13 protein-coding genes and 1 pseudogene are annotated in these 19591 nt (G+C 73.0%); 7 read left to right on the top strand and 7 right to left on the bottom strand.

The genetic code is table 11. The features are described from left to right. The first annotated feature begins 84 nt into the window (after positions 1 to 84). The 4 genes and pseudogenes from trpB to lgt all read left to right on the top strand — a co-directional run bounded on the left by trpB (position 85) and on the right by lgt (position 4390). Positions 85 to 1338 (top strand): tryptophan synthase subunit beta, encoded by a 1254-nt coding sequence (gene trpB, locus OG509_RS11090; RefSeq protein ID WP_385591312.1) that lies wholly within the window; start codon positions 85 to 87, stop codon positions 1336 to 1338. Then, positions 1335 to 2147, top strand: coding sequence for a tryptophan synthase subunit alpha (gene trpA / locus OG509_RS11085; RefSeq protein ID WP_406182110.1), 813 nt, complete (start codon positions 1335 to 1337; stop codon positions 2145 to 2147). The genes trpB and trpA overlap by 4 nt, the downstream gene beginning before the upstream one ends. Positions 2148 to 2281: 134 nt before the next feature. Continuing rightward, positions 2282 to 3073, top strand: a pseudogene (locus OG509_RS11080) (thioredoxin domain-containing protein); the annotation flags it as partial. A gap of 300 nt (positions 3074 to 3373) precedes the next feature. Beyond that, positions 3374 to 4390: a prolipoprotein diacylglyceryl transferase gene (gene lgt, locus OG509_RS11075; RefSeq protein WP_406182108.1), complete on the top strand. Its 1017-nt coding sequence runs from the start codon at positions 3374 to 3376 to the stop codon at positions 4388 to 4390. Positions 4391 to 4463: 73 nt separating this feature from the next. Here the strand turns inward: lgt and OG509_RS11070 are convergent, their stop codons facing one another. Genes OG509_RS11070 through OG509_RS11040 form a run of 7 tightly spaced genes read right to left on the bottom strand, consistent with a single transcriptional unit; the run spans position 4464 to position 12133 of the window. Then, positions 4464 to 5285, bottom strand: coding sequence for an HpcH/HpaI aldolase/citrate lyase family protein (locus tag OG509_RS11070; RefSeq protein WP_406182106.1), 822 nt, complete (start codon positions 5283 to 5285; stop codon positions 4464 to 4466). Then, on the bottom strand, positions 5282 to 6478 hold the full coding sequence (locus OG509_RS11065) for a CaiB/BaiF CoA transferase family protein (protein WP_406182104.1): 1197 nt from the start codon (positions 6476 to 6478) through the stop codon (positions 5282 to 5284). Before OG509_RS11065 ends, OG509_RS11070 begins: the two co-directional genes overlap by 4 nt. After that, entirely contained in the window at positions 6475 to 7398 is a 924-nt protein-coding gene (gene rbsK / locus OG509_RS11060; RefSeq protein ID WP_406182103.1) for a ribokinase, read from the bottom strand. Before rbsK ends, OG509_RS11065 begins: the two co-directional genes overlap by 4 nt. Next, positions 7395 to 8834, bottom strand: coding sequence for an ADP-ribosylglycohydrolase family protein (locus OG509_RS11055; protein ID WP_406182102.1), 1440 nt, complete (start codon positions 8832 to 8834; stop codon positions 7395 to 7397). Before OG509_RS11055 ends, rbsK begins: the two co-directional genes overlap by 4 nt. 11 nt (positions 8835 to 8845) lie before the next feature. Beyond that, positions 8846 to 9991, bottom strand: coding sequence for an ADP-ribosylglycohydrolase family protein (locus OG509_RS11050; RefSeq protein WP_406182100.1), 1146 nt, complete (start codon positions 9989 to 9991; stop codon positions 8846 to 8848). A gap of 7 nt (positions 9992 to 9998) precedes the next feature. Continuing rightward, on the bottom strand, positions 9999 to 11159 hold the full coding sequence (locus OG509_RS11045; protein ID WP_406182098.1) for an ADP-ribosylglycohydrolase family protein: 1161 nt from the start codon (positions 11157 to 11159) through the stop codon (positions 9999 to 10001). After that, entirely contained in the window at positions 11156 to 12133 is a 978-nt protein-coding gene (locus tag OG509_RS11040) for an ADP-ribosylglycohydrolase family protein (protein ID WP_406182096.1), read from the bottom strand. The genes OG509_RS11045 and OG509_RS11040 overlap by 4 nt, the downstream gene beginning before the upstream one ends. Positions 12134 to 12413: 280 nt before the next feature. Here OG509_RS11040 and OG509_RS11035 point away from each other — a divergent pair, with 280 nt between their 5' ends. From OG509_RS11035 to OG509_RS11025, 3 genes are all read left to right on the top strand, one after another. Then, complete coding sequence (locus OG509_RS11035) at positions 12414 to 13145, top strand: VIT1/CCC1 transporter family protein (RefSeq protein WP_406182095.1); 732 nt, start codon at positions 12414 to 12416, stop codon at positions 13143 to 13145. A 343-nt stretch (positions 13146 to 13488) separates the two neighbouring features. Next, positions 13489 to 18027, top strand: a complete 4539-nt coding sequence (gene gltB, locus OG509_RS11030; protein WP_406187535.1) for a glutamate synthase large subunit — start codon at positions 13489 to 13491, stop codon at positions 18025 to 18027. Continuing rightward, positions 18020 to 19480: a glutamate synthase subunit beta gene (locus tag OG509_RS11025; RefSeq protein ID WP_385589989.1), complete on the top strand. Its 1461-nt coding sequence runs from the start codon at positions 18020 to 18022 to the stop codon at positions 19478 to 19480. Before gltB ends, OG509_RS11025 begins: the two co-directional genes overlap by 8 nt. Positions 19481 to 19591: the final 111 nt, after the last annotated feature.

Below are 19591 nucleotides of genomic sequence, written 5' to 3'. Positions count from 1 at the left end.
CACCCCCGCAGCGGGGTGCGCGTGCGGCGGGCCCGCGGCGCAATACGGTGCACCCATCCCATCGCACCCGTAGGAGTACTGGCCATGTCCAGCAGCTCGTTCTTCATTCCGGACCCGGAGGGTCACGTCCCGAACGCCGAGGGTTACTTCGGCGACTTCGGCGGCAAGTTCATCCCGGAGGCCCTCGTCGCCGCCGTGGACGAGGTCGCCGTAGAGTACGAGAAGGCCAAGGGCGACCCGGCCTTCGCGGCCGAGCTCAACGACCTGATGGTCAACTACACCGGCCGGCCCAGCGCCCTCACCGAGGTGCCGCGGTTCGCCGAGCACGCCGGCGGCGCCCGGATCTTCCTCAAGCGCGAGGACCTCAACCACACCGGCTCGCACAAGATCAACAACGTGCTGGGCCAGGCGCTGCTCACCAAGCGCATGGGCAAGACCCGAGTCATCGCCGAGACCGGAGCCGGCCAGCACGGCGTGGCCACCGCCACCGCCTGCGCCCTCTTCGGCCTTGAGTGCACCGTCTACATGGGCGAGATCGACACCCAGCGCCAGGCCCTGAACGTGGCCCGGATGCGGATGCTGGGCGCCGAGGTCATCGCGGTGAAGTCCGGCTCCCGGACCCTCAAGGACGCCATCAACGAGGCGTTCCGCGACTGGGTCGCCAACGTGGACCGCACCCACTACCTCTTCGGCACCGTCGCGGGCCCGCACCCCTTCCCGGCCATGGTCCGCGATTTCCACCGGGTCATCGGTGTCGAGGCCCGCCGCCAGATCCTGGAGCGCGCCGGCCGGCTGCCCGACGCCGTCGCGGCCTGCGTCGGCGGCGGCTCCAACGCCATCGGCCTCTTCCACGCCTTCATCCCGGACGCCGGGGTCCGCCTGGTCGGCTTCGAGCCCGCCGGGCACGGCGTCGAGACCGGCGAGCACGCGGCCACGCTGACCGCCGGCGAGCCCGGGATCCTGCACGGCTCCCGCTCCTACGTCCTCCAGGACGAGGAGGGCCAGATCACCGAGCCGTACTCGATCTCGGCCGGCCTGGACTACCCGGGCATCGGCCCGGAGCACTCCTACCTCAAGGACAGCGGGCGCGGCGAGTACCGCGCGGTCACCGACGACGCCGCGATGCAGGCCCTGCGCCTGCTCTCCCGTACGGAGGGCATCATCCCGGCGATCGAGTCGGCGCACGCGCTGGCGGGCGCCCTCGACCTGGGCAAGGAGCTCGGCAAGGACGGGCTGATCGTGGTCAACCTGTCCGGCCGCGGCGACAAGGACATGGACACGGCGGCCCGCTACTTCAACCTGTACGACGCCGACGCCTCCGAGGGGGAGACCAAGTGAGCGGCAACATCGAACTCCTCTCGGCCACCCTCGCCAAGGCGAAGTCCGAGGACCGGGCGGCCCTCGTCGCCTACCTGCCGGCCGGCTTCCCGACCGTCGACGGCGGCATCGAGGCCGTCAAGGCGGTCATCGCGGGCGGCGCGGACGTGGTCGAGGTCGGCCTCCCGCACAGCGACCCGGTCCTGGACGGCGCGGTCATCCAGACCGCCGACGACATCGCCCTGCGCGGCGGGGTCAAGATCGCCGACGTGCTGCGCACCGTGCGCGAGGCCCATGCGGCGACCGGGGCGCCGGTCCTGGTGATGACGTACTGGAACCCGATCGACCGCTACGGCGTGGAGCGGTTCGCCACCGAGCTGGCCGCGGCGGGCGGCGCCGGCTGCATCCTGCCCGACCTGCCGGTCCAGGAGTCCGCGCTGTGGCGCGAGCACGCCGACAAGCACGGTCTGGCGACCGTCTTCGTCGTCGCCCCGAGCAGCAAGAACGAGCGCCTGGCGACCATCACGGCCGCCGGTTCCGGGTTCGTCTACGCCGCCTCGCTGATGGGCGTCACCGGCACCCGCGAATCGGTCGGCAACGAGGCCCAGGAGCTGGTCCGCCGTACGCGTGCCACCACCGAGATCCCGGTCTGTGTCGGCCTCGGCGTCTCCAACGCCGTGCAGGCCAAGGAGGTCGCGGGCTTCGCGGACGGGGTGATCGTCGGCTCGGCCTTCGTGAAGCTGCTGCTGGACGCGCCGGACCTGCCGGCCGGGCTGGCCGCCGTACGGGCGCTGGCGGGCGAGCTCGCGGAAGGCGTCCGCAGGGGCTGACGGGCTGACGAGCCCGTCGGGCGCCTTGCGCGTTCGATCGGCGGCGCGAACCCCTGAGCGGGTTCTGTAGCCCGATCGGGTGGAAGTGGGAGCGGGGAGGCACGCGAGTGCCTCCCCGCTTCGTTTGGCCGAACGTGAGCGAGAAGAACGACGGTGCGAACCGCGATGCGAAACGATCGGCCCGCGAGCGGCTCCAGGTGGAGCGCGAGCGCGAGAAGAAGAGGGAGAAGCGGCGGCGGACCATCGTCGTGGCCTCGGCCGTGGTCGGCGTCCTCGGCCTGGCGGCCGTCGTCGGCCTGATCGCGGCCAACACCGGCAAGGGCGACAAGTCCGCGGCCGGGGGCCCGGTGACCGCCCCCTCCGGGGCCACCGGCAAGGACGCGCTCGCCATCCAGGCCGGCAAGCCCGAGGCCAAGTCCACACTGACGGTGTGGGAGGACTTCCGCTGCCCGGCATGCAAGTCCTTCGAGATCAACTACCGGGACACGATCCACGAGCTGGAGGCCAAGGGCCTGCTCAAGGTCGACTACCACCTGGTCACCCTGATCGACGGGAACATGGGCGGCAGCGGCTCGCTGAAGGGCGCCAACGCGGCCGCCTGCGCGCAGGACGCCGGGAAGTTCCCCGCGTACCACGACGTCCTGTTCGAGAACCAGCCGCAGGAGACGGACGACGCGTACGGGAACAACGCCAAGCTGCTGGAGCTGGCCGGCAAGGTGGACGGGCTGGTCACCCCGGAGTTCCGCAAGTGCGTCGAGGACGGGACGCACAACAGCTGGGTGAACAAGTCCTACGAGGCCTTCCGCGCCGGGAAGTTCCGGGGCACCCCGAGCGTGCTGCTGAACGGCAAGGACATCTTCGCCGACCAGGCCAACCCGGTGACCCCGCAGAAGCTCAAGGAGCAGGTGGAGGCCGCCGCCAAGGGCACCGGGGGCGGGAACGCCTCGTCCTCGCCGTCTCCGTCCCCGTCTCCGTCGCTCTCGTCCCCGCACTCCGCCTCGCCGAGCGCCTCCGCGAAGGGGACGAAGACCGCGGGATCCGGATCGCCGTCGGCCTCTTCCTCGGCCGTGGCGAAGTCCTCCACCACCGGGACGGGCTCGCGGGCCGGCTCGGCCGGGGCCGCGAAGGGGGCCGGCGAGGACTGATCCCCTCCCGTCTCGATTTGGCGCCAGGTTGCCGGGCGGGTTGCGGTCCGTACCGCCCGGCAGGGTAGCGTCGGCTCTGCCATGAACCTTGCCTATATCCCCAGCCCGTCGACCGGCGTGATCCATCTCGGACCGATCCCGCTGCGCGGCTACGCGTTCTGCATCATCATCGGCGTCTTCGTCGCCGTCTGGCTCGGCAACAAGCGGTGGATCGCGCGCGGCGGAAAGCCGGGCACCGTCGCGGACATCGCCGTGTGGGCGGTGCCGTTCGGCCTGGTCGGCGGTCGCCTCTACCACGTGATCACCGACTACCAGCTGTACTTCGGCGAGGGCCGCAACTGGGTCGACGCCTTCAAGATCTGGGAGGGCGGCCTCGGCATCTGGGGCGCGATCGCGCTGGGCGCGGTGGGCGCCTGGATCGGCTGCCGCCTGCGCGGCATCCCGCTGCCGGCCTGGGCCGACGCCCTGGCCCCCGGTATCGCGCTGGCGCAGGCCTGCGGCCGCTGGGGCAACTGGTTCAACCAGGAGCTGTACGGGCGGGCCACCGACCTGCCCTGGGCCGTCGAGATCAGCGACGGCCCCAACCGGGTCGCCGGCACCTACCACCCGACCTTCCTGTACGAGTCGCTGTGGTGCCTCGGCGTCGCCGCGCTCGTGATCTGGGCCGACCGCCGCTTCAAGCTCGGCCACGGCCGCGCCTTCGCCCTGTACGTCGCCGCGTACTGCGTGGGCCGCGGCTGGATCGAGTACATGCGGGTCGACGAGGCCCACCACATCCTCGGCGTCCGGCTGAACGTGTGGACCTCGATCGTGGTCTTCATCCTGGCCGTGATCTACCTCGTGCTGTCGGCGAAGCTGCGGCCGGGCCGCGAGGAGATCGTGGAGCCGGACCGCGGGCCTGCGGCATCCGACCCCGCGACCAAGGACGAGGCGAAGGGCGAGACGAAGGACGAGGCGAAGGACGGCGCCGCCGAGGCGAAGGACTCCGCGGACGGGGAGTCCGAGCCGAAGACGGACGCCGAGGCCGCTTCCGCCGAGGCGACCGCAGACGCCGGCGCGGCGGACGCCGAGGCTCCGAAGGCCGCCAAGAAGCTCTGACCGGGTCTCCCGGACCACATGGGAGGGGCGCCGCGCACACCGCGCGGCGCCCCTCCCGTTCGTGCGTCCGGGGTCAGGAAAGGACGGGCGATTCCCGGCGCGCGAGGGCGACGACCCGTTCCGCGCCCGCCAGCACCGCCGGGTCGACGAAGCGGCCGTCCGGCAGGGCCACCGCCCCCGGGGTGCGGCGGGCGGCCGCGACGATCTCCTCGGCGGCGGTGACCTCCGCGGGTCCGGGCAGGTAGGCCCGCTCGATCACCGGCAGCTGGCGCGGGTGGATCGCCGCCCGGCCCAGGAGACCCAGCGCCCGCCCGCGCACGCAGGAGACGGCCAGCGCCTCCAGGTCCCGGATGTCGGGGAAGACCGACTGCGCGGGCGGGGCCAGCCCCGCCGCCCGGGCCGCGATCACCACCCGGGAGCGCGGCCAGTCCAGCCCCGACTCGGCACTGATGCCCAGATCGGCCCCGAGGTCGGCCTCGCCGAGGGAGAGCCCGCGCAGGACGGGGTGCGCGCGGGCGATCTCGTACGCGCGCTCCACGCCCAGTGCCGACTCCAGCATGGCGTGGAGCGCCACCCCGCCGGTGCGGTCGGCGACCGCGGCGATCTGCTCCGGGGCCGTGATCTTCGGCAGCCGCAGCCCCGCCAGGCCGTGCAGCCCGGTCAGGGCGGTGAGGTCGGCGCCGGCCCAGGGGGAGTCCAGGGCGTTGACGCGGACGAACACCGGGACCGGGGGCCGCTCGGCCAGCCGTTCCGCGGTGGCGGCGCGGGCGTACTCCTTGCGGGAGGCCGACACCGCGTCCTCCAGGTCGACGATGACGGCGTCGGCCCCGGAGTGCAGGGCCTTGGCGACCACCTCCGGGCGGTCGCCGGGTACGTAGAGCCAGGTCAGGATCACAGGGCCCCCTCCATCCGGAGTGCGCTGATCTCGGCCTCGGACAGGCCGAGTTCGGTGAGTACGGCGTCGGTGTCCGCGCCGTGCGGGCGGCCGGCCCAGCGGATCCCGCCGGGGGTCTCGGACAGCCGGAACAGGACGTTCTGCATCCGGAGCGGGCCGAGTTCGGGGTCCTCGACCTCGGTGACGCTGTCCAGGGCCGCGAACTGCGGATCGGCCATGACGTCCCGTACGTCGTAGACCAGGGCCACGGCGGCCTCGGCCTCCTCGAAGGCGGCGACCACGTCGTCGGCCTTGTGGCGGCCGATCCAGCCGCCGACCGCCTCGTCGAGCACGGGCGCGTGAGCGGCCCGGCCGGAGCCGGTCGCGAACCACGGCTCGGCGATCAGCTCGGGCCGGCCGACGAGCCGCATGACGCGCTCCGCGATGGACTGCGCGGAGGTGGAGACCGCAAGCCAGCGGCCGTCGGCGCTGCGGTAGGTGTTCCGGGGGGCGTTGTTGGTGGAGCGGTTGCCGGTGCGCGGCTGGACGTAGCCGAGCTGGTCGTACCAGAGCGGGTGCGGGCCCAGCACGGTCAGGATCGGCTCGATGATGGCCAGGTCCACCACCTGGCCGTGTCCGGTGTGCTCGCGCCCGGCGAGCGCGGTCATCACGGCGTACGCGGTGGTCAGCGCGGCGATCGAGTCGGCGAGGCCGAAGGGCGGCAGGGTCGGCGGCCCGTCGGGCTCCCCGGTGATCGCGGCGAAGCCGCTCATCGCCTCCGCGAGGGTGCCGAAGCCGGGGCGGTGGGCGTACGGGCCCTGCTGGCCGAAGGCGGTGACGCGGGCCAGGACCAGCCGCGGGTTGGCGGCGGACAGCTCGGGCCAGCCCAGGCCCCACTTCTCCAGGGTGCCCGGGCGGAAGTTCTCGATGACCACGTCGGCGGTGGCGGCCAGCCGCAGCAGGGTCTCGCGCCCGCCGGGGGTGGACAGGTCGAGGGTCATCGTCCGCTTGTTCCGGCCGAGCAGCTTCCACCACAGGCCGATGCCGTCCTTGGCGGGGCCGTGGCCGCGCGAGGGGTCGGGGCGCACGGGGTGCTCGACCTTGACGACGTCGGCGCCGAAGTCGCCGAGCAGGGTGGCGGCGAGGGGGCCGGCGAAGAGGGTGGCGAGGTCCAGCACCCGCACGCCCCGCAGGGGCCCCTGGACGGGGTTCACGAGGAGGCTCCGGGGGCGGCCGCGGGGTCGGCCGCGGCGAAAGCGTCCGTCTCGGCGCGGGTCGGCATCGAGTCCTGGGCTCCCGGGCGCTGGACGGAGAGCGCGGCCGCCGCCGAGGCCCAGCGCAGCGCCTCCGGCATCGGGCGCCGCTCCCCGAGGGCCACCGCCAGCGCGCCGACGAAGGTGTCCCCGGCGGAGGTGGTGTCCACGGCCCGGACGCGGGGCGCGGGCACGGTCAGCGGCTCCCGCCCGCGGGCGGCGTAGAGGGAACCGGCCGCGCCGAGGGTGATGACGACCTCCGGGACCTGGTGGAGCAGGGCCTCGGCGGCCTGGTACGGGTCGGTGAGCCCGGTCAGGGCGGCGGCCTCGTGCTCGTTGGGGACCAGCAGGTCGGTGGCGGCGAGGAGCTGCGCGGGCAGCGGCTGGGCGGGGGCCGGGGTGAGGACCGTACGGACGCCGTGGGCGCGGGCGGCGAGCGCGCCGGCGAGGACGGCGGACAGCGGGAGTTCGAGCTGGAGGAGGAGGGAGTCGGCGGCGCCGATGCGGGAGTCGTCGCCGGCCTCCAGGCCGGTGACGTGGGCGTTGGCGCCGGGGATGACGATGATGCTGTTGCCGCCCTCGTCGTCGACGGTGATGTGCGCGGTGCCGCTGGCGCCCTCGACGGTGCGCAGGGCCGCCGTCTCGACCCCGGCCGCGGTGAGCGCGGAGCGCAGCCGTACGCCGAACCCGTCGGCGCCGACCGCGCCGATCATCACCACCTCCCCGCCGCTGCGGGCGGCGGCGACGGCCTGGTTGGCGCCTTTGCCGCCGGGGACGGTGCGGAACTCGCGGCCGGTGACGGTCTCCCCGAGCCGGGGAGCCTTGGGGACGTAGGCGACGAGGTCCATGTTGGTACTGCCGAGCACGGCGATGGCCGTCATGGGCGGGCTGCCTCCTGTGCGGTGAGGTGGGCGAGGGTGTCGAAGCCGATGCCGTCGAAGCCGGGGACGGTGGTGGCGAGGCGGTTCTTGAGGGGGGCGGACCAGCGGTGCGGGACGCCGTCCGGGTCGACGAGCGCGGCGAGGGAGCCGGCGGTGGCGCCGTTGGAGTCGGTGTCCCAACCACCGGACACGGCGCGGCAGACGGAGTGGGTGAAGTCCCCGTCGGCATGGGTGAGGGCGGCGGCGACGAGGGCGGTGTTGGGGACGGCGTGGACCCAGTGGTAGCGGCCGTACCGCTCGTGGAGGTGGTCGACGACGCGGTCGAAATCGGCGTACCGGTGCGCGGTGTCGACGGCGTGGCGGACGGCCTCGGCGAGGCGCGAGCGGGGCGGTACGACGGCCAGCCCGGCCCGGAGCGCGGTGTGGACGTCGGCCCGGCCGCCGGCGGCCTCGGCGATGGCGGCGGCGGCGAACAGGGCGGCGTACAGGCCGTTGCCGGTGTGGGTGAGGGCGGCGTCCCGGTACGCCTGGGCCGCGGCGGCGGCCGGGTCGCCGGGGTTGGTCCAGCCGTGGACGTCGGCCCGGATGAGGGCGCCGATCCACTCGCGGAAGGGGTTGTGGTGGGTGGCGGTGGCCGGGGGCTCCAGCCCTTGGAGGAGGTTGCGGTACGCGAGGCGCTCGGCGGTGAAGGTCCGCCCGGCGGGCAGCTCGTCGAGCCAGAGCCGGCCGAGGTCGGCGGTGGTGAAGCGCTTGCCGTGGCGCTGGAGCAGCCGGAGCCCGAGGAGGGGGTGGTCGAGGTCGTCGTCCTCGGGCATGCCGTCGATGTTCTCAGCGAGCGAGGTGGCCGCGGAACGCCGGTTCCAGGGATGGGCGGCCAGCAGCTCCGCGGGCACGCCGCGCGCGGTGAACCAGTCGTCCAGCGGCCAGTTGCCCGCGGCGCGGGCGAGGGCCCGGATCGCGTGCAGCGGCAGCTTCTCGACGGGCTTCCCGAGCAGGCAGCCGACGGCCCGACCCGTCCAGGCGGCTTCCAGCCGGCCCCGCAGTGCGGCGGTCGGCCGGCGTTCCGCCGTGCGCTCCGGGGCCGGGTGGTCCGGGCGGCGGGGTCCGGCGTGGCCGGGGACCGTGTCCGGCGGCTGCGTGGTGGGCCCGGGCCAGGTCGCCCGGATGTCGGGCCAGAGGGTGGGTTCGTCCGGGGACAGGGGGGACCGGAGCTCCGCGAGCTCGTCCAGCAGGCGGGAGGCCAGCGCGCGCAGCTCCGGCGGGGCCGGGGCGGGGGAGGCGCCGGCCCGGTCGGGCGCCGGGGGCCCGCCGGCCGCGCGCCAGACGCGCAGCAGCGGACCCGCCTCCCGCCCGTCCTCGGAGGCCTGGCGCAGCTCGTGCCCGACCAGGTCCTCCGGCTGGACCCAGGTGAGCCGTACGGCCGGGGCGGGGCTCATGGGGGCGCCGCTCATCGGGGGGTGGCGATCGAGGCGAAGGCCGATTCGTGGGCCCGGCGGCGGGCCCGGTCCTGCGTGAAGACCTCGCGGGTCACCGCCGCCAAGGCCGTCGCCGGGGCGTGCAGGTCGAGACGGCTGGCCTCGGCCACCTCCTTGGCCCAGGCCGGCGGGACCGCCGAGACGCCCGACAGGGCTCCTGCGATCGCCCCCGCCATCGTGGCGATGGAGTCGCAGTCCCGGCCGTAGTTGACGGCGCCGAGCACCGAGCCCTCGTACACCCCGTCGCAGACCACCAGCATGCCGAGCGCGATCGGCAGTTCCTCGATCGCGTGGAGGCGGGAGGGGCGGCGGGCGCCGAGCGAGGGGGCGCGGTAGTCCGGGCCCACCGAGTCGTACGGGGCCACCGCCGCGCGGAGCGGGGCCAGGGCCGATTCGAAGTCCCGGTGGCGCGAGGCCGCTTCGCACACCGCCGCGATCGCGGCCCGCGTGCCGTCCTTGGCCAGCGCGAGGGCCGTGTCCACCACCGAGGAGGCCGTCGCCCCCGGTACGCATGCCGCCGCCACCGCCGCCGCGAAGACGCCCGCCGCCTCCCGCCCGTACGAGGACTGGTGCGCCCCGGCGATGTCCAGCGCCTCCGCGTACGCGCCCGCCGGATTCCCCGCGTTGACGATGCCGACCGGCGCCATGTACATCGCCGCCCCGCAGTTGACGATGTTGCCGCTGCCCGCCTCGCGGGGGTCGACGTGCCCGTAGTGCAGGCGGCTCACGATCCACTTCTCCGCGAGGAAGATCCGCTGCAAGGGCAGGGCCTCCGCCTCCAGTTCGGGGATCCAGCGCGGGTTCGTCATCAGGTCCGGGACCAGGTGTTCGGCGATGGCGTACGCGTCCAGGTGGTCCCGTACGGTCTCGTAGACCCGTACCAGGGCGTGCGTCATGAGGGTGTCGTCGGTGACGTGGCCGTCGCCCTTGTGGTAAGGGGCGATGGGGCGGGCCGTACGCCAGTCCTCGTGCCACGGGCCGACGATGCCGTGGACGCGGCCGCCGTGCCGTTCCACGATCTGGTCCGGGGACCAGCCCTCCACCGGGCCGCCGAGCGCGTCGCCGACGGCGGCTCCGACGAGGCAGCCGGCCGCCCGGTCTTCGAGAGTGAGCGTCATGTCCGAATCATCCCTTGGGTGAGGTGAGTTCCGTACGAGCGAGCAGCGCGGCGAGTTCGACGAGATCGGTACCGGCGAGGCGGGGGAGGGAGCAGCCGGACAGGGTGCGGCAGGCCTCGCGCCAGGCGGCCGGGATCGAGTCGCCGCCGCCGAGGGCGCCGGTGAGCGCGCCGGCGAGGGCGGGTGCGGAGTCCGCGACGCGGGACAGGCAGGCGGCGGCCGGTACGGCCTCGGCGGCGCGGCCGCGGGCGGCGGTGGCCAGGGCGAGGGCGACGGGGACGGTCTCGGCGGCGGCGATGCCGTAGCTGTAGACGTGGTCCACGATCTCGTGTTCGAGGGTGGGGACGATGGCGAAGGCGCCGCCCTCGGCGTGGACGCGGGCGAGCTTGACGGCGTGGCGGGCGTTGCGGCCGATCTCGGTGGCCTCGGGGAGCTGGCCGAGGGCGGCGTCGACGGCGGTGTCGGTGTCGGCGCCGGCGAGGGCGGCCGCGATGGCGGCGGCCATGGCGCGGGCGCCGTGGACCCCGTCGCCGTCCTGGGTGTAGCGGGCGTCGAACTCGGCGAGGTCCGCGGCCGCGGCCGGGTCGCCGGGGTGGACGACGGCGAGGACGCAGGCGCGGACGCAGGCGGCGTCGTCGAAGTAGTGCGGGTTGTCGTGGCCGGTGGCGGGCGGGCGCAGGCCGGCGGCGAGGTTGCCGAGGCCGGCCCGGACGGAGATGCGGGCGCGTAGGGGCAGGACGGCGGACTCCACCTCGGGGGCGCGCTCCGCCGCCGCGGCGATCTCGCTGGCCAGGGCGTTCCAGGCCAGGTCGATGGCGGCCCGCATGCGGCGGGACCGGCTGAGGTCGCTGAGCAGCACGCCGGCCGCGGTGAGCACGGATTCGGCGGCGAAGGCGGCCCATTCGGCGTCGTCGGAGGGGCCGAGGCGCAGGGGTTCCGGGGGCTGGTTGAGGGCGATGGGGACGGGGAGGGTGGTGGTCTGGTTGTGCTCGGCGAAGGTGTCGAGCTCGCGGGTGAGGCGGCGGGTCCACTCGGGCATGCGGCTGGCGCGGTGCCGGGCGGCGGGCCACCCGGCGGCGTCTCCCGCGGCGAGCCCGAGCAGCAACCCCTCGATCCGCCGCACCTCTGCGGCCGGCCGGGGGTTCTGGCCCGGGGGGAGGGGGGTCATCGGGATTCCGGGGTGAGGAGGTCCGCGATGTCCAGGACGTGGTAGCCGCGCATCGAGGGGAGGCAGGAGCCGCGGACCGGGCCGATGGCCTTGGCCCACTCCTCCGGGATCGCGGCGACGCCCGACAGGGCGCCGGAGAGGGCGCCCGCCACCGCCGCCGTGGTGTCCGCGTCCCGGCCCATGTTCACGGCCGTGAGGACCGAGGAGGCGAAGTCGCCGCCGCAGGTGGCGAAGGCGCCGAACGCCAGGCCCACCGCCTCCGGGGCCAGGTCCGTCCAGGGGTAGCCGCCGATCACCACGGCGGAGCGCACGGCCCGCTCGCCGCGCGGGGCCGCCGTCACCGCCCGGCGCAGGGAGCGGGCCGTCCAGGAGTCGGACGGGATCACGGACAGGGCGGCGGAGATGACGGAGGCGGGCGAGCCGCCCGCCATGGCCGCCGCGACACCGGCCGCGACCGCCTGGCCGCCGTAGATGCCCTCCCCGTCGTGGCTGACCGAGCCGTCGATGGCGACGAGCCGGGCCGCTTCCGCCGGGCGGCCGGCCGCGAAGACGCCGAAGGGGGCCGCCCGCATGGCCAGGCCGTCCGACCAGGCGTGGCGGTGCTGGGCGGAGATGGGGGCGGCGAGGCCCCGGCGGAGGTTCTCCAGCGTGCCGCGCTCGCTGAAGCCCGCGCCCCGGAACGGCCCCTCGTCGAGGTCGGCGATCCAGTGGTGCCAGGCCCGCTCGACGTGCGAGACGGTCAGCGCCGACCCGTGGCGGGCCAGCAGCAGCCCCGAGAAGATCGCGTACTCGGTGTCGTCGGTGCCCGCCGGATCGTCCGACACGAAGCCCTCGATGCGGCCCCATTTCGCGCGGATCTCCGAGGGCTTCATGTTCTCGGCGGGGGCGCCGAGCGCGTCTCCCGTCGCGAGGCCGAGAAGAGCGCCCCTGGCCCGTTCGAGGAGGACCTGCGGATTGCATGCAATCAGCTTCATCGGCTCCATGGCGCGCCTCTCCCACTGTGGATGGGGCTCATCATGAGCCCTTGGGGGATTTGTGCCATGTCATGTGGTTTGTCGCTCGCCGCGAAACACCCCGCCCAGGCCCCCGTCACCCGGTCGCCGACCCGCGAAACCCCAGGTAAGTACGGCCTTCCTTGCTGGCGGGCGGCGGAAATCGTGCGTAGTTTCGAGGTGTTCCGGGGGAGTGGCTGCCCGCGCGTCGCGCAGGGCGTGGTTCCGCGTACCCGCTCGTACAAAAGGGGAGGAATCCGTCATGTCCATCATCGACATCGAAGCACCGCTGCACACCGCGCACCGAGACAACCACACCCACCGCGATGTCAACGGCGGATGGCTGCGACCTGCGGTGTTCGGTGCGATGGACGGGCTCGTCTCCAACCTCGCGCTGATGACCGGCGTGGCCGGCGGCGCCGTCGCCCCGCAGACCATCGTGATCACCGGACTGGCGGGCCTCGCGGCCGGAGCCTTCTCGATGGCGGCCGGCGAGTACACCTCCGTCGCCTCGCAGCGCGAGCTGGTCCTCGCCGAACTTGACATAGAACGACAGCAGTTGCTGGGGCACCCCGTCGACGAGATGGAGGAGCTGGCCGAGCTGTACGTATCGCGCGGCGTCGAGCCTTCGCTCGCCCGCGAAGTCGCCATGCAGCTGTCCCGGGACCCGGAGCAGGCGCTGGAGATCCACGCCCGCGAGGAGCTCGGGATCGACCCCGACGACCTGCCGTCGCCGATGGTCGCCGCGGTCTCGTCCTTCGGCTCCTTCGCGCTGGGCGCGCTGCTTCCCGTACTGCCGTACCTGCTCGGCGCCACGTCCCTGTGGCCGGCGGTGCTGCTCGCGCTGGCCGGGCTCTTCGCCTGCGGCGCGGTCGTCTCCCGGGTCACCGCGCGGAGCTGGTGGTACAGCGGCCTGCGGCAGCTGCTGCTGGGCGGCGCGGCCGCGGGTGTGACGTACGTCCTGGGAACCTGGATCGGCGGAGCCGTAGGCTGACCGCGCGGGCAGTGAGACACTATGCAGCCTGTGACATAAGTAGTCCGTTACTCGGCGGTTTCGATCCCGTGTCCGCCGGGCATCAGACCAGGGCGCCGCGCGCCGGGCAATGATGCCCGCCCCGCTGCGGAAGTCTCCATTTCTGTTGCGTGCAGTGTCCGCATGGTGAAACGCCGTATCCGCTTCTCGGGATTGCCGTCATCATGTAACCTGCACGAAATTTCGCAGAGGGCCAACGTCGTCCCTCGGCTATGACACATATGCCGCTACGACGACGGGAGAGCCGATGCGTTCCGCATCCACGCACTCCGCGACCGGCCTCAGCACCACCGCCTGGTCGCCCATGGACGGTCGCCCCGCCCAGCAGGGCATGTACGACCCGCGCAACGAGCACGACGCCTGTGGCGTCGGCTTTGTGGCCAACCTCAGCGGCGAGGCCAGCCACACGCTGGTCGAGCAGGCGCTGACCGTATTGCGGAACCTCGAGCACCGAGGCGCCACCGGATCCGAGCCCGACTCGGGCGACGGCGCCGGAATCCTGTCCCAGGTCCCGGACGCGTTCCTGCGCGAGGTGGCCGGTTTCGAGCTCCCCGAGGCCGGCGCGTACGCCGTCGGCATCGCCTTCCTCCCCGCCGACGGCACCGCACAGGCCGTCGCCGTGGAGCAGATCGAGGCCATCGCCGCCGAGGAGAACCTGACGGTTCTCGGCTGGCGCGAGGTCCCGGTCACCCCCGACCTGCTCGGCAACGGCGCCCGCGCCACCATGCCGGCCTTCTCCCAGCTGTTCGTGAGCAACGGGACGAGCGGCATCGAGCTGGACCGCAAGGCGTTCGTGCTGCGCAAGCGCGCCGAGCGCGAGGCCGGGGTCTACTTCCCGTCGCTCTCCGCCCGCACCATCGTCTACAAGGGCATGCTGACCACCGGCCAGCTGGAGCCCTTCTTCCCGGACCTCTCCGACCGCCGCTTCGCCTCGACGCTGGCCCTGGTCCACTCGCGGTTCTCGACCAACACCTTCCCGTCCTGGCCGCTGGCCCACCCGTACCGCTTCGTCGCGCACAACGGCGAGATCAACACGGTCAAGGGCAACCGCAACTGGATGAAGGCCCGCGAGTCCCAGCTGGCCTCCGGGGTCTTCGGCGACGGCGCCCTGGAGCGGATCTTCCCGATCTGCACCCCGGACGCCTCCGACTCGGCCTCCTTCGACGAGGTCCTGGAGCTCCTGCACCTCGGCGGCCGCTCGCTGCCCCACGCGGTGCTGATGATGATCCCGGAGGCCTGGGAGAACCACACCTCCATGGACCCGGCCCGCCGCGCGTTCTACCAGTACCACTCCACGCTGATGGAGCCCTGGGACGGCCCGGCCTGCGTCACCTTCACCGACGGCACCCAGGTCGGCGCGGTCCTCGACCGCAACGGTCTGCGCCCCGGCCGCTACTGGGTCACCGACGACGGCCTCGTCGTCCTCTCCTCCGAGGTCGGCGTCCTCGACATAGACCCGGCCAAGGTCGTCCGCAAGGGCCGCCTCCAGCCCGGCAAGATGTTCCTCGTCGACACCGCCCAGAAGCGGATCATCGAGGACGACGAGATCAAGGCCGGTCTGGCCGCCGCCGCGCCGTACGCGGACTGGCTGGAGTCCGGCGAGATCGAGCTGACGGACCTGCCCGAGCGCGAGCACATCGTCCACACCCACGCCTCGGTCACCCGCCGCCAGCAGACGTTCGGCTACACCGAGGAGGAGCTGCGCGTCATCCTCGCGCCGATGGCCCGCACCGGCGGCGAGCCGCTCGGCTCCATGGGCACGGACTCCCCGATCGCGGCCCTCTCCGAGCGCCCCCGGCTGCTCTTCGACTACTTCACGCAGCTCTTCGCGCAGGTCACCAACCCGCCGCTGGACGCCATCCGCGAGGAGCTCGTCACCTCGCTGCTGTCCTCGCTGGGCCCACAGGGCAACCTGCTGGACCCGACCGCCGCGTCCTGCCGCAGCGTCACCCTGCCCTTCCCGGTGATCGACAACGACGAGCTCGCCAAGCTCATCCACGTCAACGCCGACGGCGACATGCCGGGCATGAAGGCCGCCACCCTCTCGGGCCTCTACCGGGTCTCCGGCGGCGGCGAGTCGCTGGCCGCCCGCCTGGAGGAGATCCGCGGCGAGGTCGACGCGGCCATCGCCAACGGCGCCCACCTGATCGTCCTCTCGGACCGCCACTCGGACGCCGAGCACGCGCCGATCCCCTCGCTGCTGCTCACCTCCGCCGTGCACCACCACCTCATCGCCACCAAGCAGCGCACCCAGGTGGGCCTGCTGGTCGAGGCCGGTGACGTCCGCGAGGTCCACCACGTCGCACTGCTCATCGGCTACGGCGCCGCCGCCGTGAACCCGTACCTCGCCATGGAGTCCGTCGAGGACCTGCTGCGCGCCGGTACGTTCCTGTCCGGCCTGGAGCCGGAGCAGGCCATCAAGAACCTGATCTACGCGCTCGGCAAGGGCGTCCTGAAGGTCATGTCCAAGATGGGCATCTCCACCGTCGCCTCCTACCGCGGCGCCCAGGTCTTCGAGGCCGTCGGCCTGAACGAGGAGTTCGTCGGGGCGTACTTCCAGGGCACCGCCACCAAGATCGGCGGCGCCGGCCTGGACGTCATCGCCAAGGAGGTGGCCGCCCGCCACGCCAAGGCGTACCCGGCCTCCGGCATCGCGGCCACGCACCGCGCGCTGGAGATCGGCGGCGAGTACCAGTGGCGCCGCGAGGGCGAGCCGCACCTGTTCGACCCGGAGACGGTCTTCCGCCTCCAGCACGCCACCCGCAACCGCCGGTACGACATCTTCAAGAAGTACACGGACCGGGTGAACGAGCAGTCCGAGCGCCTCATGACGCTCCGCGGGCTCTTCGGCTTCAGGTCGGACCGCGAAGCCATCTCCATCGACGAGGTCGAGTCGGTCGCCGACATCGTCAAGCGCTTCTCCACCGGCGCCATGTCGTACGGCTCCATCTCGCGCGAGGCGCACGAGACCCTCGCCATCGCCATGAACCAGCTGGGCGGCAAGTCCAACACGGGTGAGGGCGGCGAGGACCCGGACCGCCTGTACGACCCGGCGCGGCGTTCGTCGATCAAGCAGGTCGCCTCCGGCCGCTTCGGCGTGACGAGCGAGTACCTGGTCAACGCGGACGACATCCAGATCAAGATGGCGCAGGGCGCCAAGCCCGGCGAGGGCGGCCAGCTGCCCGGCCACAAGGTCTACCCGTGGGTCGCCAAGACCCGGCACTCCACCCCGGGTGTCGGCCTGATCTCCCCGCCGCCGCACCACGACATCTACTCCATCGAGGACCTGGCTCAGCTGATCCACGACCTCAAGAACGCCAACCCGGCCGCGCGCATCCACGTGAAGCTGGTGTCGGAGGTCGGTGTCGGCACCGTCGCCGCGGGTGTCTCCAAGGCCCACGCGGACGTCGTCCTCATCTCCGGCCACGACGGCGGTACGGGCGCCTCCCCGCTGACCTCGCTCAAGCACGCGGGCGGCCCCTGGGAGCTCGGCCTCGCCGAGACCCAGCAGACCCTGCTGCTCAACGGGCTGCGCGACCGCATCGTGGTCCAGACGGACGGCCAGCTCAAGACCGGCCGCGACGTGGTCATCGCCGCGCTGCTCGGCGCCGAGGAGTTCGGTTTCGCGACCGCGCCGCTCGTCGTCTCCGGCTGTGTCATGATGCGCGTCTGCCACCTGGACACCTGCCCGGTCGGCATCGCCACGCAGAACCCGGTCCTGCGCGACCGCTTCGCCGGCAAGCCCGAGTTCGTCGTGAACTTCTTCGAGTTCATCGCCGAGGAGGTGCGCGAGCTGCTGGCCGAGCTGGGCTTCCGTACGATCGAGGAGGCCGTCGGCCACGCCGAGCTCCTCGACACCAGCAAGGCCGTCACGCACTGGAAGGCGCAGGGCCTCGACCTGGAGCCCCTCTTCCACGTGCCGGCGCTGCCCGAGGGCGCGGTCCGCCACGCCCTGATCGAGCAGGACCACGGTCTGGAGAAGGCCCTCGACAACGAGCTGATCAAGCTCGCGGCCGACGCGCTGAACGCCGAGACCGCCGAAGCCGCCCAGCCGGTCCGCGCGCAGGTCGCCATACGGAACATCAACCGGACCGTCGGCACCATGCTCGGCCACGAGGTCACCAAGAAGTTCGGCGGTGCGGGCCTGCCCGACAACACCATCGACCTGACCTTCACGGGCAGCGCGGGCCAGTCCTTCGGCGCCTTCCTGCCGCGCGGTGTGACGCTGCGCCTGGAGGGCGACGCCAACGACTACGTCGGCAAGGGCCTGTCGGGCGGCCGGGTCGTGGTCCGCCCGGACCGCGGCGCCGACCACCTCGCCGAGTACTCGACCATCGCCGGCAACACCATCGGCTACGGCGCCACCGGCGGCGAGATGTTCCTGCGCGGCCGCACCGGCGAGCGCTTCTGCGTCCGCAACTCCGGTGCCCTGGTCGTCTCGGAGGGCGTGGGCGACCACGGCTGCGAGTACATGACCGGCGGGCACGCCGTCGTCATCGGCGAGACGGGCCGCAACTTCGCGGCCGGCATGTCGGGCGGCGTCGCGTACGTCGTCGACCTCGACCCGAACAACGTCAACGCCGGCAACGCGGGCGCCGTGGAGGTCCTCTCCGACACCGACAAGCAGTGGCTGCACGATGTGGTGCGCCGCCACGAGGAGGAGACCGGCTCGACCGTGGCCGCGAAGCTCCTGGCTGACTGGGACGCCGCGGCGGCCCGCTTCAGCAAGATCATCCCGACCACGTACAAGGCAGTGCTCGCCGCCAAGGACGCCGCTGAGCTGGCCGGACTCTCGGAGTCCGAGACCACGGAGAAGATGATGGAGGCGGCGACCCATGGCTGACCCGAAGGGCTTCCTCACCACCCCGCGCGAGACCGCCTGTTCCCGTCCGGTAGCCGACCGGCTGAAGGACTGGAACGAGGTCTACGTCCCGGGCTCGCTGCTCCCGATCATCAGCAAGCAGGCCGGCCGCTGCATGGACTGCGGCATCCCGTTCTGCCACAACGGCTGCCCGCTCGGGAACCTGATCCCGGAGTGGAACGACTTCGCGTACCGCGAGGACTGGTCGGGGGCGAGCGAGCGCCTGCACGCCACGAACAACTTCCCCGAGTTCACCGGGCGCCTCTGCCCGGCCCCGTGCGAGTCGGCGTGCGTGCTCGGCATCAACCAGCCGGCCGTCACGATCAAGAACGTCGAAGTCTCGATCATCGACAAGGCCTGGGACAACGGCAACGTCACCCCGCAGCCGCCGGAGCGGCTGTCGGGCAAGACGGCAGCCGTCATCGGTTCGGGCCCGGCCGGTCTGGCCGCGGCCCAGCAGCTGACCCGGGCCGGCCACACCGTGGTGGTGTACGAGCGCGCCGACCGCGTCGGCGGGCTGCTGCGCTACGGCATCCCCGAGTTCAAGATGGAGAAGGTGCACATCAACCGCCGCATCGAGCAGATGCGCGCGGAGGGCACCAAGTTCCGCACGGGTGTGGAGATCGGCCGCGACATCACCGCCACCGACCTGCGCAAGCGGTTCGACGCGGTGGTCGTCGCGGCGGGCGCCACGGTCTCCCGCGACCTGCCGGTCCCGGGCCGCGAGCTGAACGGCATCCACTTCGCGATGGAGTACCTGCCGCTCGCGAACAAGGTGCAGGAGGGCGACTTCATGGCGCCCCCCATCACGGCCGAGGGCAAGCACGTGGTCGTCATCGGCGGCGGCGACACCGGCGCGGACTGCGTGGGCACGGCCCACCGCCAGGGCGCGGCCTCGGTGACGCAGCTGGAGATCATGCCGAAGCCGTCCGAGGACCGGCCCACGGGCCAGCCCTGGCCGACGTTCCCGATGCTGTACAAGGTCACCTCGGCGCACGAGGAGGGCGGCGAGCGGATCTACTCCGTCTCCACCACCCACTTCGAGGGCGACGAGGACGGCAACGTCCAGGCACTGCACCTGGTCGAGGTGGAGTTCGTCGACGGCAAGCTGGAGCAGAAGCCGGGCACCGAGCGGGTCCTCCCGGCCCAGCTGGTCACCCTGGCGATGGGCTTCACCGGCACGGACCAGGCCAACGGCCTGGTGGCCCAGTTCGGCCTGGAGCTGGACGCCCGCGGCAACATCGAGCGCGACGCGTCGTACGCGACCAACGTGGACGGCGTCTTCGTGGCCGGCGACGCGGGCCGCGGCCAGTCGCTCATCGTCTGGGCGATCGCGGAGGGCCGCTCGGCGGCCCGAGGCGTGGACCGCTACCTGACCGGCACCAGCGCCCTCCCGTACCCGGTCAAGCCGACGGACCGCTCGCTGATGGTGTAACCACGTCACCCCTCCCTTCGGGGAGACCCCTCATACGGTCCGTACAACGGTGTACGGAACTCTGACACCGCGCCCGCCATGGCTCCTTCTGGACGCCGTGCTCGCACCGCT

This window comes from Streptomyces sp. NBC_01006 (assembly GCF_045162725.1).
Taxonomy (GTDB): domain Bacteria; phylum Actinomycetota; class Actinomycetes; order Streptomycetales; family Streptomycetaceae; genus Streptomyces.
This window is presented reverse-complemented; position numbering and strand designations above follow the sequence as displayed.

Bases quoted from the DNA above. Each gene is read 5' to 3' on its own strand.
- OG509_RS11055 (WP_406182102.1), bottom strand. From the start codon at position 8,834: ATGAGCCCCGCCCCGGCCGTACGGCTCACCTGGGTCCAGCCGGAGGAC.
- rbsK (WP_406182103.1), bottom strand. From the start codon at position 7,398: ATGACGGCCATCGCCGTGCTCGGCAGTACCAACATGGACCTCGTCGCC.
- trpB (WP_385591312.1), top strand. From the start codon at position 85: ATGTCCAGCAGCTCGTTCTTCATTCCGGACCCGGAGGGTCACGTCCCG.
- OG509_RS11035 (WP_406182095.1), top strand. From the start codon at position 12,414: ATGTCCATCATCGACATCGAAGCACCGCTGCACACCGCGCACCGAGAC.
- OG509_RS11045 (WP_406182098.1), bottom strand. From the start codon at position 11,159: ATGACCCCCCTCCCCCCGGGCCAGAACCCCCGGCCGGCCGCAGAGGTG.
- OG509_RS11040 (WP_406182096.1), bottom strand. From the start codon at position 12,133: ATGAAGCTGATTGCATGCAATCCGCAGGTCCTCCTCGAACGGGCCAGG.
- OG509_RS11025 (WP_385589989.1), top strand. From the start codon at position 18,020: ATGGCTGACCCGAAGGGCTTCCTCACCACCCCGCGCGAGACCGCCTGT.
- OG509_RS11050 (WP_406182100.1), bottom strand. From the start codon at position 9,991: ATGACGCTCACTCTCGAAGACCGGGCGGCCGGCTGCCTCGTCGGAGCC.
- gltB (WP_406187535.1), top strand. From the start codon at position 13,489: ATGGACGGTCGCCCCGCCCAGCAGGGCATGTACGACCCGCGCAACGAG.
- lgt (WP_406182108.1), top strand. From the start codon at position 3,374: ATGAACCTTGCCTATATCCCCAGCCCGTCGACCGGCGTGATCCATCTC.